The organism is Myxosarcina sp. GI1(2024) (assembly GCF_053543375.1).
This window is the reverse complement of the sequence record NZ_JBKGTY010000007.1, coordinates 146,900-164,144: the sequence shown is the minus strand read 5'-3', so window position 1 is coordinate 164,144 and position 17,245 is coordinate 146,900. Positions and strand designations below refer to the sequence as shown.

The window sequence follows — 17,245 nt, the reverse complement described above, 5'->3', positions numbered from 1 at the left end:
AATCAAACAGACTCCAGGATAAACTCTCGGTATTCCTCGTAATTATCAAACATCCACAGCTTAATTAGTTTGTCTGTATGTTTGGTAAAGCTATAGAGTACCGGGGTTTTAATGTGATTGACGTTATCATTTTGGATTATGCCAGCTTTCTGTAAGCCATCGAATACGAACTTACAAGCTGAATAAAGGTTATCCTGGTCGTTGTTAGCGGTTTTGTAGGTAGCTTCTACAGCAACCCAGATGGGAGTTTCAAAAGGCTCTAAATTGGCAGCGAGTTTAGCTATCTTGTTAGTCCAGCTTTTCTTGATTCCCGCAGCTTTAAATCGGTTGGTGCGGGCTGCATTGAGTTGGTTATTTAATGTAGGTGGTTGGGGCACTTCTAAGTATTGCATATCTAGTAACTTGTTTAGTGGCTTACGAGTTAAAATTTAGACTTAGTTGAGGCTCGGACGATTGAGCGGCTTTTAGTGTGATTGGATGTTTTACTACGGCTTCAACAGCTAGAGAAGCTTCGAGATTAAACCATTCGCCGCGCTGTCTAAAATCAGCAAATTTCTCATGTAGATTCTTTTCAATCTCTTTTGCGTTATCGCTGACAGGGGTGCAGAACACTACTTCTAATTCGCAACCTGTAGCACACTCAAGTTGGTCACGTCTTCTTTTGATGTTGTTAGTAACTCCTATTTTGATTAGGTTGGTGATAGGGTTTTTAATCACGTATACAAGCTGTTTGTTATCTGTGCGACCTAAGAAGTGAGCGATCGCATAACCTCTTAGTCGCTCTGTCATTTTCTCAAATGCTTGAATATACCTAACTTTAAATAACTCGGCTTTCTCGCCCGTGAATCCCATCGCCACCAAGGTGAATCCTTCTCTAGTTAGCAAGTACATTTTCTGACTCCTGTTGCTACTGTCGAAATAGGTTGTTTCTTGTATATGTTTGCTGTAAAAGCTCTCTAGCTCTGGGTTCGGAGATGAGCGCAATTTTGCGCCGATCTCTCTAAGCACACTCTTATGTTGCTTATCAAATGCTTCTGCTAAAGTAAGACTATCTGTTACAGCAACACCATCGTGCAGCTTTACAAGCTTGTCAGTTAAACTTAACTCAACATCTGATAGCCCTATAGCTTCCAATTCATCGTATTTACAGGCTTTAAGCTGGTTTTGCAGGTCTATTTGAGCTTTCAATTCCTGAGCTTTTTTGTTCCCTTTGCGATCGAGTTTTGCTAGGGCTATTTCAAAATCTTCTAGAGTTATCCAGGATGTTTGGTTTTTGTTGAACTCCGATTTGCATTTGGACGTCTTGAAACTCTCTCCACAAATACGTTTGAGCACCTTAGCGAACTGGTTTTTGGTAGTCTTAAATCCATCAATTTTAGGATCTCCAGTTATAACTATCTCGGCGACTTGTGGCACAGCTACGCCGTACTCACCGTCAGGTAAAAGCAATCCATCAATTTCGATATGACCGATTTTTACTTTAGCTACTCGAGCTTTTTGCACTTGATTACTCATGGTTGTTTCTAATACCTAATTTAAGATGTACAATATCTATTTTAGGGTTCTCGCTCGAGAGTTACCTCAGCGAGAATACCCAAATTAGGCATCAATCACTCATCTTGTAGCTCCTTAGCAAGCTTGAGGAATCTTTGCTGATTAGCTATCGGCATTGCCTCAATCACTCGCGTTACTAACTTAGCTACAGCATCAGCAGGTATTTGATAGAGGATATCGGCGTAGTTGGCTACTTCTCCTTCAGTCTCCTGATACACTTCTTCGAAGTTATCTAGTTCAGTCTTGAGTAAATCCCAGTCAGCTTCGAATATACCGGGTAAGTATTGGTTAGCACTGAACAAGTCATCTTCGTCGAGTGTTGGTAGGTCTTTATTGTACTCAAAGCGGTCGTTATAGATTAACGCACCGACTAGTCTTTTTAGCTTGTCAAAACCGCCAAACTGTGAAGCAATCTTACTAATGTTCTGTTTGGTCGTTTCAGTTATCTCGGCAATTTTGGAAGTAGTAGCTTCAGCAATTGAGTAACCTTTTGCTACCAACTGCTTAAATGCTTCTAAGATAACTAAGCGAGCTTTAGTTACGCGATCGCCGGCTCTAGTATCTAACTCAATGGCGTTCATGTTCTCGATGCGGTAGCCTAGTTCCGACAAGAACGAAGTGTCTATATCGCAGCACAAGTAGTAGTGTAGTTGCTCATCTTTACGTCTGTTAGCTCTTAGTCTACCTACCTCTTGTATGGCTTCAGCGGCAATCTTGGTATTGACGTATAGCTGGCAGCTAGGGTTGTCTAGGGTAACTCTTTCACCTGTATACACCTCATACTGAGCATGTAGGGTGCCTAAGTGGGGGTAGGGTGCTCCAAAACTACCTACAGCTTTCTTGCCTCTAAAAGCGTTAGAGCCGCGACCATCGACAAAGTGAACCAAGTCCCCGGGCTTAGCAAATGCCTTAAAGTCAATGAATCCCGCATCGCCGTGTAGAGCTGCGATCGCCTCACGAGCAATATCAATTCTTTGCTGTAGACCTTTGCTACGCTGTTTACCAGCAATGCCAAAACCTTGTACGTGATGGATTACCAAGTTATCAGGCTTGTCTTGTTTTTGGCGAACTACTAGAATCTCGTCAGGGCTAACGCCAAGCTTAAGAGCCAAGTCTAACCTAGAACCGGTTGCATCCTGAAAGATAACCGTAGCAGCATTGTTGAAAACTTCTAACATCCTTTGGTTGCGTACCGTTAAGGTAAGTTTGTTCTTTTTAAGGTTTAAGCTACTGTAGGGGTTTTTGCCAGAGATTACTTCAAAGAGTACGCCGAACCAGTTTTTAGTGAGTAGCTCCTCGAGGACTTTATTGCTAGCTTTTTTCTCGCCAGTGATAACATCATGGTTCCATTCCTCAATCACTCTCTCAACGGAAGCTAAGATGTCATCTAATTGGGATAAGTCAATCCCCATCTCTTTAGCTACTTTGTTGAAGTGAGTGAAGAACTGAAGCGTATTCATACCGTAACGCTGCTCTTCTTTGCTGACTTCAAAGTTGTTTGAGTAAGCACCCAAGTTAACTACAGTACCAAGTGCCCCAAGTAGAGGCAATACTTTAGCTAGCGCAGGGTACTTGCCAAGGGCTAGAGTCATATTCCCGATGAGAGAATGGATATCCGCAGTGTGGATTTCGATTGATTGTTCCCATTCTACAGATTGATTGTACTCGTCAACAATCAAGACAGTCTTGTCATTGGTCATTTCAGGAGATAAACCTTGAGGATTAGCTCTTAGCTTAGTGGCTTTTAAGGCTGTCTTAACTTGAGACTTAAAACCAAAACCATTGCCTTCAGCAACCTTACACTGAGAGGCTAGCTTACAAGTGGAACAAACATCAACAGAAGATAATGCGCCGCGAACTACTTGGAACTTGTCGGTTAGGTGGCAGTTGGCTTGAGTATCTGGCTGTTCATTGTGAGGTGTTCTAACACGATAGGGGTTGCCCATCGGAGTTTTTTTGCTCTCGTCAAACTTATATCCTTTGTTACGGGCGGGCAACTCGATAAAGTCTGATTCTAATAGCTCGTCGTTCGGGTTACGTGATTGCTGAGTACCGTAAATTACCTTGTGGTGCTTAAGATTCTCTTTGTCAGCCTCATCATGTCGGAAACATCTTTGAGGCTCTACTCTCGCAGCAGCATAAGTTTTGCCGGCTCCAGTCTGAGAGATATCCAAGATATAGTGCTTACCATTTCTGGCTCCTTCTTCATATAGTTCAGTAGCAGTACCTTCAAACTCGATCGCTTTGTCAGTGTTTAGTAGTTCGCCGGGGCGATAGTCTTTCCAGTCACCTTCTTCAGCAGGTAGTTCGATACGTGATACACTGAATCCTTTTTCCTTAACTACTCTAGCCGTCAAGATGTCGATTAGATCGTCACTCTTCTGAACCAGAAGCATATCGACAGGGTTGGCCCAGTCTTTAACATAAGCTTGATTATCTTTCCAGAATCGCTCTAGTGCATCAACATGTAGGTAACGAACATTGTCTAAATCAGCTACTTCGTCGATATCGCATTTGGATTTAGATAGCCAGTGGCCCCAATCTGCTACCTCGATGTTGGGATAACCAAACTTAGTTAATGCTTTGATAGTGCTTCTTAAAGTGCGGTATACGTTGGCATTCTGCAGCCATCCAGCATCGGGAAAGATTGTAATCGGCTGAGTAGAAATGAGGCTGAGCGAGTCTAAGGCTTGTTTGACTTGAGCCTTATCCGCTACGTTATCAGCTAAGCCTATTAGTGTAATATTGTGGCGGTTAGCAGCGACTACAGGTTTTAGAGTACCTTCACAGATGCCGATGCGAGCTTGGGAAGTCTTGGCTACCGTGATAGGTAATTCGCCATTTTGTAAATGTGCAGTTGTCTCATTGTATCGAACCCAGACATACTTACCTTTGCTGGTGTTGTCAGCTTTAACTTGAAATCCCGTTAACTTATTGTTGTGGTTACGAGTCAAGCAGATAATGCCAGCAGCTCCAACGTACTTGCCATTTTCACTGAAGCCGGCTAAGCCTTCTACGCCCTCATAGACTTTGTAACGCTCGATAGATTTAAAACCCCATGCTTCGATTTGAGCTTCAGTTAAGCCCCGTCTTTGTAATTCTAATTGATGAGCTGGTTTTAAAGTTAGTTGTGAGAGTAAATTTCTTAGTTTAGCATCTCTCTCGTCAACGGATAAAAGAGAAGCTAGGCGATCGCGTTCTTGTTGCTCGGCTAATCTTTTCTTAGCAATCCATTCTTTTTTCTGTTCTTCGCTAGCTTCCTTACTAGCTTCTGCTTTTTCTTTAGGTAAATAAGTTCCCCAGCCGTTATTAGTTTCTTTTACGAATACAAACTCGTCGGATATTTGAGTGCCTCGACATAAATAAATGTCAGTAGATGGATCGTGACTACAAGACTTAGTACCCGTTCCACAAACGGGGCAAATATTTCTTTTGTTAAATCTAATTAAAGCCATAGTTTTAATACGTATCGTGTAAGTTCAAGGTTGTCTACTTAATACTAACAAGCAATAACTAAGAGCTGCAACATTATATTAGTTGTTAGTAACAGGTAGTTTCACCTCAAAGCTTGAAAGTCTTACTGCGTAAGGGCGGAAGGCCGTCAACCGACTCTTTATTAATATATAATGCATTGACGTTGTTAATTCTTGACACTATCGTAATTAACGACTAAAGTAATAAATGTAGACAACAAACCAAATTAGTTACTAGAAACAACCATGACTAACACAAACGATTCCAAGTATCTCGTTATATCTAAAGAAGAATTCGATCGAGGTTATAACTTAAATTTCACTCGCTTTATTTCTCAACAACAAGGATTTGATTATTTGCAATGGAGTTACGCTTTCCGTTTACTAAAGCAACACTTCCCAATGTACCAAGTAGAGGTTAGTAGACAGGAAGTCATCGAAAACAAGGTTATGAGTGAGGAGTTTGCGAGATTGGCTTACGACCAAGCCGTAAAGCAGCTAGAAGCTGAAATTGCAAAACCCAGCCCTAACTGGAAAACTCAAAAAGCATTACAAGAAAAAGTTGACTCTTTGACGTGCAGTGACAGAGGTTTAATGCTTTATTGCCGTATAGTTGATATGGCTACAGGTAAAGCTACTACTGAGATACAGTACCCGGTGATGACTAAAAAGAATGACGCGCTAATCAACCCCGATGCTCGCGATATCAACGATGCTACCCAAAGGGGCTTGTGCAAGGCTATCGCCATCTTTACGGGTATCGGTTTAAGGCTATTCACCCGGGAAGGTATCGACTTAAACAACGGCAACAAAAACCACCCCAAGTTTCTAGCCTTACAAAAGATGAACGGCTTGATCGATATGGCTGACACTTCTGGCGGCTTGCCAGATAATTGGGAAGTTCCCCATTTCGGCATGAGTCTCTATCGTATTAACGAGTTAGGCAAGGAATTAACCGAGCACCTCAAGAAAGGTCGACAGCCTAACGAGAATACCCCACAAGCTGCCGAAAATGCTCCAGCATACAAAAGCTGGAAAAAGCCACAAGATGCCCTAAATTGGGCAAAAGAAACGCTAGGGATTGACGATGAAGCCGCAGCAGCCTTGTTGGCTGATACCGAAGCAGATGCTAAAGGCTCTAAACTGGTGCCATTCTATAATCGCGTTATTGAATTAGCTAATAGAACTAAATAAGTTATAATGTTAGGGTGGCGCAAGCCACCTATTTTATTGGAGGTAACCATGAGAACCAAAGAAAGAACCTACGAGATACTTGATAGTTTGGGAGTCTATCACTGTGAATTTAACGGTCAATTACCTGGTGAGGGTATCACAGTAGACTTAGACTGTAACCGTAAACTAACACAAGAAGAGAGTGAATATCTTGGCGTATTAGTTTCGTTCCCGCACGAAGACGGATTTTGTTCCATCAAGATACTCGCTGACAATCAACAAGCCAAAAGGTTAATTGATTGGCTATTTGATAATTTAAGTTAAACAAAACAATAAAGGAGGAAACCCATGAACAAAACTGAAATTAAAACAACTCTAGACAGTCTCGAGGTTCAATCGGCTACAATTGACTTCGACCAGGTAACAAACGAGCAATTGATAGACCTGGAAACTCGTCGCCAACCACTACCAAACGAAATAGAAGCATTAGGTGCCACTCTTCAAATCTACCCTCAAGATTGTAACTATGTACTGGAAATCCGTACTAGAGAAGAAGCTTATGTAAACCTATTGTGCAAATGGATATCTAACAAACTTCTAAAATAAAACTAAATTAGGTGTAATTACGGATTGCACCCACTAAATTACCTGTTAGATTAGGAGAGTAGAAATACAAACCACCAATTGAACTAAAACGATGGAAAACAACATTACAAAAGAGCAAATTTTACAAGTACTTTCAGTACTGCGCACTCTCGAAATCAAAGCCTCAGTAAGAGGTAACAACGGCTTCGCTGATGTTGTTATCGAGTGTGTACCTGACGCAGAAGTATTTGAAGCAATTTACGAGTTTCAAATCAACACAGTCAAAGAAGCTGAAAACAACTAAAACCAATTTGGCGGGCAACTGCCAACACTCTCAACTCTATCAAAATACAAACCACTAAACAAAGGAAAACAATCATGTTAACTACAGCAACTATCTCCGGTAAAATCATCTCCGCACAAGAACAAGGTAAAATGCTTCTCTGTGAATTAGAAGTAGAAGCGGGCAAACTACCAGTACTTCTAGAAGTTTACGGCAAAAAGATAAATGAAGTCAAAGAGATGTTAGAACTCTATGTTATCGCAACCGGTGACTTCGATATGGTCAACAAAACCGGAGTTATCAATGTCGATGACATCTCGCCAGTATCTCCTGAAACCAAAATTTCTCAGTTGAGTGTCGTTGGCTACTTGAGCAAAAAGCCTACAATCAAAACTCTAGCTAGTGGCATGGATATGTTTAAAACTGCTATTGCAGTTAGAGGTTATCGTAACGGCGAACAGCATACAGGTTGGTTAAATGCTACCGCTTTTGGTAAGCAAGCCGAACTAATGACTAGATTCTTCTCTGGTGGGGGTCTAGCTTGTCTGGCAGGTCGATTAGAGCTTAACGAATACACTAACAAAGAAGGTCAAACAGTCAAGTCCCATAACATGACCGTTAGCAAAATGTACTTTATGCCTAAGTCGGTTAGTGGCGGTGACAACGGCGGTCAACAGCAACAAGCAGCACTCGCAGCAGCGCCTAGCTTTGATGCCCCTGCACCCGCTAGTAACGATTTAGAAGCCTACGCATTCTAATTTCCTCTGAAGTAAACAACAATAGCCCCGTTTGGGGCTTTTTTATTACCAAATTAGGAGTTAAAACAAATGTTAATTAGATATAAAAACGGTCAACACTTAGTAATTACACAAACCACGGACGAGCTTTATATGGTATTCCCATCGTCTACTGAGATTGACTATGAATCTATGGGGTTGACCCAAGTTGACGGATGTCAACGCATCGTACCAGAAGATATAATCGAAAACTGGGAAGAGATACAAAGAGAAGAGCATAGGTAAAAAATAGCCCTCACTCGAGGGGTTTTTCAGTATTATTGCGGTTAACACCCACCAAACAAGTTATTAGAATAGAAAGAGTAAACCAAACAACCACTAAACAACCATGACTTCATCCTTTGCGATCGCGACAAACAACCCGGTCTTATCTAAATCAGAACAGCTCGAAACTTGGTTAAGATTCTCAGCACTACTTGAAGCTTTAAAGTCAGTAGGCCTCGAGTTCAACAAAAACGACTTAGAAACTTATAAGGCTCAAGCCAATAAGCAGCAGCTAAAAGCCCTTAAAGTAGCTCTCGAAGCTCGCGACACTTTAGTATTCACCAATCAAGCTTTAGTTATCAAGTTAGCCGAGCAATACAGCAACGAAGTTATCTCTCAGTCAGAGTTAATCCAAGTAGGTAACTACGGCTTGATGAAAGCTTTAGTCAAGTTCAAGCCTAAGAAAAATGCCAAGTTTAGCTCGTATGCTTACTTCTGGGTGAAAGCAGTTATCTTTGAAGCTTTATATCGTGTAGACCCTATCTACATCCCTCAGAAAGTACAGCGTGAGATGGAGAAGTTTAACTTCGTTGCTGTTGAAGAAGAAGACAGAGTTAAAGAATTGTCTAATAGCGATCGCGTTACTGCTTCAACTGTTAACGAGATTATGGCTAACCTTTCCGATCACGAGCAAGAAATTTTAAGCGATGCTTTTGGCTTAGACGGAAACACGACTTTATTAACAGTTGCCCTATTCCAAGGAATTTCATTTGAAGAAGCTTTGGCAAAAGTTGAAGCTCTCTTAACCCGTATTCGTGACAATGCAGCATAAGGAGCTAATCGTGAGACAGAAATCATTTTACATCTGGTTAACCATCAATCGGGGAATACGAGTTTCCCTCCAAGTAAGAGTTTTAATGATTGTGTTTTGCTCATTAGCTACCCTAACCGCAGCAGCGGGAGTGATAACGGGAAACAATAAGTTTCTCTCAGCCTCACTTGTAAGCGGTAATTGCAGCGGTCTGTGCTTCCAGATATAACTACTCAAGAAACGAGATTAACTAGCTAATATGACGATTTAAAAGGTCACTGGATTATTATTTAGTGACCCAATCTATTATGAGCCGTATTGTGAGTGACAACCTAACGCCAAAACAAGCTGAGAGGGAGGATAAAATCTTTAAAGCTTGGATTTTAAAGACCCAAGGGAGAACCCTTAAAGAAATCGGCATGGCTTTGCAGTGTGCTGAGTCTACTGCCTGGAACTATGTTAAGACAGCTAGCGATCGCGGCTTAGAGAGGCTTGTAGATCGGGTTACGACAGATAAGCTAGCGATGGTCGATCTCCTCGATAACCTAGTTGCTCAGTGCTTCGATGCTATGAAGGATGCTGTAGATGTCATGGATGATAATGGTCGGCTGTATCGAGATGGGATTAAGACGAGAAGCTATCTCAGACAAGAAATACTCAAGCACTTAGATATGAAGGCTAAGATTTTAGGATTCTACGCCACAGACAAGATAGAGCAAATCATTGAAGAGAAACGAGCGGCTCAAGAATTGCAGGATAGTGTCGATGCAAATAGTATGGATAAAGAGACATTAGATGCTTACTTCGCCGACCTAATGCGTAATAAGTAGAGACTTATTATTAGATAACAAGATTTAAAAACATTTCCTCTGGTTGTTTCTAATTTTGGTTTACAGGTTGTCTTAAAGAGCGGATTAGTTCCCCGCTCTTTTTTATTGTCTTATAACTCCCACATCGAGGAATCAAATCCCGAGTCTTTTTTCTCCCCTACTTTGGCGGGTATTTCGGATTCGGTTAAACTGAACTCATCTAACAGGATATCCAACACTTCCTCGATCTCGATCTGGTATTTACGAATACAGAGCGTATACCACCCGATGTTTTTCACAGCAGTATCGAACCTATCCTTCCACTCTTCCACAAGTCTTTCATGCCCTCTATAGTCGTAAGGATAGTTAAGAACTTTGTTATCGTCTTTTCTTAGTATCCTCTTAACTGTTGCACTAACCCGCACCTCTAGATTCTGTATTTGCTCCACTGCATGGTGGTATCGTGCTTCCAGTTTAGCTCGTCTTTCGTTATTGGTATTCAACGTTTTTTAACCTATGGTTGTTTTACAACTAATAATAGTTTCCCGTTTTCCTCTAAAAATCTTAAAAAGAGGGCAAAATGTACGGTTTTCAGGGAACCCGGACAGTTCAAAAATATCTTAAAACCCCTTGCTTGTCTGCATTCTCAGGTTTGCCGTACTTTGTTGTCGTACTCCTAAATCCCGCTAACTAGGACAATCTCTAATTTTCTTCTTTGCAACACTAAATTATGTGTTAGAATTAAGAAGGCAACCTAAAACCACTAAATACAATGACTAACAAACAACGATTACTCAAACTAGCAAAAGAGGGCGGTTATAACTCGATTGAGGAAATGAAATCAGCAAGTAAGGCTAAGCGGCGCGAGGAAATCGACAGCCCCTTACAAGAGCTTTTTATCCGCGTATCAGATCGTTTTAATTCTTACCTGACGAGGTCGCCCGATGCCAGACCTATTTTAAAAGATATGGCAAATACTTGGATGAAAGGGTACGAGGTCATGATTGACATTACAGCGCTTCTTGATGACTATACAGCTGGAATGATGAACGAGAAGCGATGGGAAGATATTCTACCTGTAGTAGTTAAAAGAGTACCTAAGGCCGAGTTTGAGGCGTTTATCAGATTTCACGATATAGTGTTGGAGGGAAAAGGTGTTCCCTACATTATTATCGCCCTAGATAAGAGAGATGGGGCGTTCTTCTATGCTACATTTGAGCTTGCTGCTAATTTCGGCAAGTAGTCTTACTATTAGGTGATTGATTTTCTTGAATTGGTTTAAGTTATTCATTTGTCTCCTTATCTGAAACACCCATATTATTAGCTAGCGACTAATATGGGTGTTTTTTATGTCAAAATCTGAACTAGCGATCGCACATGAAAAGAAGGTGGAGGATATCCTACGGGCTAGGGTTAAATTCATGCAGGAGGCTGCTCTAAGCAAAGAATTTAGGGTTCACGCCCGGGCGAAATCGGCACAGGATATCAAATGGTTCGTAAATTATTGGGTAACAACTTATAACCCAAGGATTAGAGATGGTCAGAAGATAATCCCGTTTGTCTTATTTCAACGTCAAGAGGAATGCCTCGACTGGATAGAGGAGTGTTATAGAAAAGGGCGATGGGGTGTCGTAGTAAAGTGTAGATATACCGGATTAAGTTGGATTGCCTCAGCTTTCCTCGTACACAAACTTTTATTTGAGCCAGATTTCTCTGGCTCGTTAGCTAGTAACAAGCGTGATTTAGTAGACAAACCCGGTAACCCCGATGCTTTGTTCGAAAAAGTACTCCTCATGATTAAATGGCTACCTAGCTGGATGCATGAGATAGACTTAAAACGCCATAGAACTTCGATGCTCATCCGGCATCCCAAAATGAACTCGGTGATAAAAGGAGAGTCTGGCGTTTCTATTGGTAGGGGTGGTAGATCATCTATCGTATTCGCCGACGAGTTTGCTAAATTTGATGATGCACCAGAGGCGATCGCATCATTATCCGAGAACACAGATTGCGCCATATTCATATCGACACCAAAGGGTACGGGCAACAAGTTCTATGAGCTTGCTATGAACAGGCATATCCCCGACTTTTACTATCGATGGACTGCCGACCCTAGAAGAACTCCCGAATGGCGGGAGCAACAAGACCTAGAGAAGGGTGAGGAGATATCCGCTCAGGAGCTTGATTGTGACTTTAACGCTAGCATTAAAGGCCAATATATCAATAGCCAATGGATTAAAGCTTGTATCAATGCCCACGAGAAGATAGAAGGATTAGAGCCAGAAGGAGGAATTATAGCCGGCTTAGATATCGCAGCTACCGGTAAAGACTTGACAATCCTAACCTACCGAGAGGGTTGTGTCGTAACTTCTATTCACGAATTACCGGGCCAATCTCCTACTCAAACAGCTATTCAAGTCAACGACAAGCTGAACGAGGATGGAGTTCAACAGTTAACCTTTGATGCTGACGGTATTGGTTTAGACTTTCAGGGTGCTCTAGCGGCTTGCGAACGTAAGCCTCGCTACACAATAGATGAATTTAAAGGTAATGGTAGGGTGACTGAAAAGTACTGGGAAGATTACGAAGCACACTCAAAGGATATCTTCTACAATGCCCGGGCTGAAGCTTGGGGGATGTTACGAGATCGAATGAAAAAAACCTATAACCATGTGAATGGCATCCAGGAGTATCCGTTACACGAGTTAATATCAATACCAGATAATGGTCAACTACTAACCGAGCTAGCCGCCCCGTTGGTAATGTATACGACTACGGGCAAGATCAAGCTTGAGTCTAAACAAGATATGCGAAAACGAGGTATCAAGTCACCAGATTATGCCGATAGTTTAGCCTATTGTTTCTACGAAAACTTCGACGGGTCGATGTGGGGGCTGTAGACTGAAAGTATTGCTACATAAGGCTGGAAGGCCGTCAACCGACTCTTTATTAATATATAATGCATTGACGTTGTTAATTCTAATAACTAATATTGTAACTGTAAACCAATTACTTAGTTATTAGAAACAACCATGGATTTCAATAAACTCGTAAAGTCAAACACACGTGACGACGAATATGTTAATGCTACGAAGCTTTGCAAGGCTTTTGGCAAAGAGTGGAGAGATTTTAAGAAACTGAATCAAACCAAAAATTTCCTAAAAGCACTACAAGGTAAGCTTTCTAGCCTAAATTGTACTTCTAAATCACAATTCACTAAAAACAAGTTGATACAATCTAGAGGTCGAGCAGGCACTTACGTACATCCCTTAATCGCAATTAAGCTTGCTGAATGGTTATCGCCTGAGTTCGAGGTGTTTGTCAAAGAGACTTTCAAAGGATTTCTTGAAGCCGACCCCGAATTAACTAAAAACCTAATCTCCCGTACTGAAAGTCTAGAAGACCTCGACGCGATCGCCGAAAAGACTGAAATACAGCGCCAATACTTGAGATCGGAGTTCACCTTAAATTACGAGGGTGGTAAAATCGAATCCGAGCATAGCGCCCATTGGTTTACCTCGGTCGTCAAAAGATACAATAATGACTGTGCAGGTGTAAAGGATGGTGAAAGACCTTCGATGCCCGATAACGATAAAGCAACATTGCTTTTTACTCAGTTAGCGCAAGCCAAGCAATTAGAGCGCAATCGTAAGTCGGATAACCCCTATCTCAGTGCAGGGGAAGCTAAAGATGATTGTTACTCAATCGCGAAGCAGGCGGCAGAGTTAATGAGTGGTAGACCCGCTCCAAAACCTCGTGACTGGGACAGAATGAAGCAAGCTTCTAGAAATAGGTTATTTCCTGCGAGTTAAGCATAGTCACCAAATTGCTCAAAAACCTCCCAATTAGGGAGGTTTTTGATTTTAAACAATCGCTTGTATCCCAGTCATGCTAAGGCTTCGCAGCCTACAAGTAGTGTATTATTATATTATAATGCGACTGTTTTAATCTAATAGTTAATTTAGTATTGACAGAGGTGAACGGGTAAGTTATAAATGAATTGTCAACCAAAAAAGAGGTAACTATGAACTACTACCAACTACTTAAAAATCAAATTGAAATTGAAATAAACAGGTTAACTTTATCCGCCTATACTCCAGGGATGGAGTATTCTGGACTATTCGTTGAATACCTATACGACGGCATTGTTAGAGTATATGACGATTATGGTGGTGGGGATTATAAAGCGGAAGACCTGTTGCCAATTCTCCGTAACTTAGAACCTGAAGATGTAGGGAGCGTTGAAGATATCTGGGATCTAATTGAAACCGCTGAAGTTAAAAGCTACAAAGACTAATCGTAAAAAATAAAAGGAGAACTAATCATGAACTACTTAACAGAATACCAAAAATTCACTCCCTCCACATCTAAGTCTACTGCAACCAGCAAAGATTACCTCTATTGGGGTTTAATCGGCGAAATTGGCGAGGTAGCCTCAGTACTGGCTAAAATCCCTATCAGAGATGAATATTCGCCCCAGATAACGCAATCTAAGCTTAGAGATGAGCTAGGTGATATCTGTTGGTTTATTTCTCAGATATGTAACTACTGCGACCTTAAGCTTACCTATTCAGGGATACCTATTTTATCAGGTAAGCTTACCTATTCAGGGATACCTATTTTATCAGGTAAGTTTGATTACAGCGAAGAACTATTTGATTTTGCTACGTTATTTAAAATTGATGAACTAGAGCAGCGACTAGTCTACATGGCTTTGGAGGCCGTTTCCTCTCTCGGTCACAAGTACGGTTTGACTCTCGAGGAAATAATCGAATTTAATATCTCAAAGTTAACCCAGCGACACTTAAAAACGGCTTAACTCTACACAAAAAAAGGACTCGACCCCTCAAATGAGGGGTTTTTTAATATCTAACGTCTAAATTAAGTAGTTTTACTAGTTACACCTCCTATTATTAGTTGTTAGGATAAAACGAGTAAAGGATACTACTACCAAATAAACAACCATGACTATTGAAACTAGAAAATGTCGCAAATGTCAGAAGCATGTCGAGAAAAGCTTGATGAGCTATATCAAAGAGGGTGTAAGATTTCGCTGGTTCTGTACTGATACTTGTGTACCCGAGCGTCCCATCAGCACATCAGATGAAGCGATCGCGCAAACCGCTAGAGAAATCGCCGACTTAGAAGAGCAAGCAGAAGACGCTATAGAAGCCGTAGAGAAATCTTTGTTAGACGACACTTACAGCTTCGATTACAGCTACAAAGATATCAAAGTTAATCCTGAGCGAATAGAAACTTATGTTATCACGGCGGCGCAAAATAATACTTTGGTACACGGTCATTTCTTAGAAACTCTTAAGTATTATTGTGAAATTAACAACGCGACTTTAATCGTCATCCCCTATCGTTACCGCAATCCGACTTCCCCACAAGAGGATTTGAGTGAAGATTGGTTTGACAGCGCGATCGCTACTGAATTAGTAAACCATCGCATCATCACCAAAAACCTAGCTATTCTAGCAGACATTTCGGTCAACCCTACTGCAGTAAATCCCCTATCAGGACTAGAGTCGCTGACAGGAGGTAGGAGTGGGATTGTTGCACACCCCCAGATAGCTCTCAAGTGTATTCCCACCCCTAAGGTTAAAATCCCGCATATCTTGACAACAACTGGAGCGGTCACTAGACGCAACTACTCTGACTCTAAGAGCGGCAAAAAAGGAGAGTTTCACCATACTTTCGGTGCAGCTGTCTTACAAACCAAAGGCGATCGCTTCCACCTGAGAAACATCTCAGCCAAAAATGACGGCAGCTTTATTGACTTAGGCATCGAGTACAACGGCAACTTCAAGCGGCGGGCTAAAACTTCCGCTTTAGTTATGGGGGACTTGCATATAGGCTCTAGCTGCCCGTTAGTAGAGAAAGCTACTGATGAGCTTATCGCTCAGTTAGAACCTGAAGTAATCGCTTTGCATGATGCTTTCGACGGTGAAACAGTCAACCATCATGAAGAAAAGAATCCCTTTGCCAAGTTCCAACGTCAGTTTAGGGATTTAGACCACGAGCTAGAGGTTAACGCTCAAGTGCTGAACAAATATGCTAGCAAATGTCGCGAGCTAGTAATTGTCGATTCGAATCACAACGATTTCTTAGCTCGTTGGTTGCAAAGAGCTGACTGGAGAGATAACAATCTAAATCCATCTACTGCTAAGTTTTACTTGAGAGCGGCTATGGATATGGTTGAATCAGGTAAAGCTGAAGTTTACGGAAAGGAGATGCAAAGGAGATGTGTTAAAGCTAGATTCCTAGAGCTAGATGAAGATTACCAAATAGAGGGTGTCCAACTAGGCTTTCACGGGCATCTCGGGAGCAACGGCAGTCGTGGCAGCGCCAAGCAATACGCTCGTACTGGAATGAAAACCATTATCGGGCATTCCCACTGTTTACCAGGTAATTACTTGGTTCAAACTAAAGCTAGCGGCTGGAAAGAGATTAAATCTTTAAATACGGATGACCTCGTTCTATCTTATGACTGGGAAACAAAGACTAATACTTGGCAATCAATCAACAAGTATCACGAATACGATTATAACGATTTGTTTATCCAGATCGAAGGTAACGGATTTGAGCAGACCTTCACAAAAGAGCATATGCTTAGACTGAAAGATGGCTCTTACATTCCTGCACACCAAGCAATAGTCACCCGTTCTGCATCCGAGCTACCCCTTTCCGCATTACCTGTAGTTGATGAAAGTAAGTTGGTTACTATCTCAGACCTTGCAATAATGCGAGCAGTAAGTGTAGCCAATGATGGGTCTAAAGATGGATACCGTGTAAGATTTCACCTGAAAAAAGATCGTAAAATTGCTCGGCTAAAAGAGCTTTGGGGTTCCGAGTTGGTTGCGTATAGAGACGAGCCTGGATACTTTGATGGTTACATCAGGATCCAGTCGGAGTTGTATAAAGAGAGTAGGCAGATCTTAGACCAAAAAGGGAACAAACTAGGTCGCACAAGTTGCCTAAAACTTAATACCCACCAGTCTCAAATACTAGTGGATGAATTAAGATATTGGGATGGTACTTACGATACGGGTAGCAATGCTCGTCAATGGTCTACTTCAATCAAAGGTGAGGCTAATATAGTTCAATCCCTGTTAACTCGCATTGGATACTCTAACTCCAGAAGTATTAAAACAAAAGGGGGAGAAAACCATAATGATTTGTTTGTAATTACGTGGTGTGTTGACCGAGACTTTGCTAGGTCTTCTACTCAAAAACACCATGAAGTTAGATTCAACGGTTGGGGATTCTTTAGTTACCATGCTCAATCAAAAGTCTACTGTTTATCTCTAGATACTAAATGCTTCTGGGTTCGCTCTCCAAAAACAGGTCAAGTTTCACTAACAGGAAACTCACCAATGATTGAGAAAGGTTGCTATCAGGTCGGCACCAGCACTCATTTAAGTTTGGGATACACCAAAGGGTTGTCTAGCTGGCTTAATACTCACTGTTTGATTTACGAGAACCACAAGCGCCAGTTAATACATATTATCGACGGCGAATACCAATTCTAAACCATCTTTGACAACCACCAA

Annotated in this window: 18 protein-coding genes; 14 read left to right on the top strand and 4 right to left on the bottom strand. The window is 41.5% G+C overall.

Annotated features, from left to right (window positions below):
• Positions 1–2: 2 nt before the first annotated feature.
• The 3 genes from ACLFKQ_RS22380 to ACLFKQ_RS22370 form a co-directional block, all read right to left on the bottom strand.
• Positions 3–392: a hypothetical protein gene (locus tag ACLFKQ_RS22380; RefSeq protein WP_449001928.1), complete on the bottom strand. Its 390-nt coding sequence runs from the start codon at positions 390–392 to the stop codon at positions 3–5.
• 22 nt (positions 393–414) lie between these two features.
• Positions 415–1,515 carry a Rha family transcriptional regulator gene (locus tag ACLFKQ_RS22375; protein ID WP_449001927.1) on the bottom strand — a complete coding sequence of 367 codons (1,101 nt, stop codon included), beginning with the start codon at positions 1,513–1,515 and terminating at the stop codon, positions 415–417.
• 95 nt (positions 1,516–1,610) lie between these two features.
• On the bottom strand, positions 1,611–5,009 hold the full coding sequence (locus ACLFKQ_RS22370) for a hypothetical protein (RefSeq protein WP_449001926.1): 3,399 nt from the start codon (positions 5,007–5,009) through the stop codon (positions 1,611–1,613).
• Between the two features lie 264 nt (positions 5,010–5,273).
• Here ACLFKQ_RS22370 and ACLFKQ_RS22365 point away from each other — a divergent pair, with 264 nt between their 5' ends.
• From ACLFKQ_RS22365 to ACLFKQ_RS22330, 8 genes are all read left to right on the top strand, one after another.
• Entirely contained in the window at positions 5,274–6,221 is a 948-nt protein-coding gene (locus ACLFKQ_RS22365) for a Sak single strand annealing protein (protein WP_449001925.1), read from the top strand.
• Positions 6,222–6,227: 6 nt separating this feature from the next.
• Positions 6,228–6,524 (top strand): hypothetical protein, encoded by a 297-nt coding sequence (locus tag ACLFKQ_RS22360; protein WP_449001924.1) that lies wholly within the window; start codon positions 6,228–6,230, stop codon positions 6,522–6,524.
• Between the two features lie 24 nt (positions 6,525–6,548).
• The gene (locus tag ACLFKQ_RS22355; RefSeq protein WP_449001923.1) at positions 6,549–6,806 is read left to right on the top strand and encodes a hypothetical protein; all 258 of its coding nucleotides are present in this window, start codon (positions 6,549–6,551) and stop codon (positions 6,804–6,806) included.
• 91 nt (positions 6,807–6,897) lie between these two features.
• A complete protein-coding gene (locus ACLFKQ_RS22350; RefSeq protein ID WP_449001922.1) occupies positions 6,898–7,089 on the top strand; it encodes a hypothetical protein in 192 nt (63 codons plus the stop codon).
• Between the two features lie 74 nt (positions 7,090–7,163).
• A complete protein-coding gene (locus tag ACLFKQ_RS22345; protein WP_449001921.1) occupies positions 7,164–7,826 on the top strand; it encodes a single-stranded DNA-binding protein in 663 nt (220 codons plus the stop codon).
• 132 nt (positions 7,827–7,958) lie between these two features.
• A complete protein-coding gene (locus ACLFKQ_RS22340) occupies positions 7,959–8,090 on the top strand; it encodes a hypothetical protein (protein WP_449001920.1) in 132 nt (43 codons plus the stop codon).
• Between the two features lie 103 nt (positions 8,091–8,193).
• Positions 8,194–8,901, top strand: coding sequence for a sigma-70 family RNA polymerase sigma factor (locus tag ACLFKQ_RS22335; protein ID WP_449001919.1), 708 nt, complete (start codon positions 8,194–8,196; stop codon positions 8,899–8,901).
• A 272-nt stretch (positions 8,902–9,173) separates the two neighbouring features.
• Complete coding sequence (locus tag ACLFKQ_RS22330; RefSeq protein ID WP_449001918.1) at positions 9,174–9,710, top strand: hypothetical protein; 537 nt, start codon at positions 9,174–9,176, stop codon at positions 9,708–9,710.
• A 110-nt stretch (positions 9,711–9,820) separates the two neighbouring features.
• On the opposite strand, the gene ACLFKQ_RS22325 is transcribed toward ACLFKQ_RS22330, so the two are convergent.
• On the bottom strand, positions 9,821–10,192 hold the full coding sequence (locus ACLFKQ_RS22325; RefSeq protein WP_449001917.1) for a hypothetical protein: 372 nt from the start codon (positions 10,190–10,192) through the stop codon (positions 9,821–9,823).
• Positions 10,193–10,461: 269 nt separating this feature from the next.
• Between ACLFKQ_RS22325 and ACLFKQ_RS22320 the strand changes: the two genes are divergently transcribed.
• The 6 genes from ACLFKQ_RS22320 (at position 10,462) to ACLFKQ_RS22295 (ending at position 17,224) form a co-directional block, all read left to right on the top strand.
• The gene (locus ACLFKQ_RS22320) at positions 10,462–10,932 is read left to right on the top strand and encodes a hypothetical protein (RefSeq protein WP_449001916.1); all 471 of its coding nucleotides are present in this window, start codon (positions 10,462–10,464) and stop codon (positions 10,930–10,932) included.
• Between the two features lie 106 nt (positions 10,933–11,038).
• Positions 11,039–12,589, top strand: coding sequence for a terminase large subunit domain-containing protein (locus tag ACLFKQ_RS22315; protein WP_449001915.1), 1,551 nt, complete (start codon positions 11,039–11,041; stop codon positions 12,587–12,589).
• Between the two features lie 132 nt (positions 12,590–12,721).
• Entirely contained in the window at positions 12,722–13,501 is a 780-nt protein-coding gene (locus ACLFKQ_RS22310) for a KilA-N domain-containing protein (protein ID WP_449001914.1), read from the top strand.
• Between the two features lie 212 nt (positions 13,502–13,713).
• Positions 13,714–13,986 (top strand): hypothetical protein, encoded by a 273-nt coding sequence (locus ACLFKQ_RS22305; RefSeq protein WP_449001913.1) that lies wholly within the window; start codon positions 13,714–13,716, stop codon positions 13,984–13,986.
• A 27-nt stretch (positions 13,987–14,013) separates the two neighbouring features.
• Complete coding sequence (locus ACLFKQ_RS22300; protein ID WP_449001912.1) at positions 14,014–14,508, top strand: hypothetical protein; 495 nt, start codon at positions 14,014–14,016, stop codon at positions 14,506–14,508.
• A 145-nt stretch (positions 14,509–14,653) separates the two neighbouring features.
• The gene (locus tag ACLFKQ_RS22295; RefSeq protein WP_449001911.1) at positions 14,654–17,224 is read left to right on the top strand and encodes a Hint domain-containing protein; all 2,571 of its coding nucleotides are present in this window, start codon (positions 14,654–14,656) and stop codon (positions 17,222–17,224) included.
• The last annotated feature ends 21 nt before the right edge of the window (positions 17,225–17,245 follow it).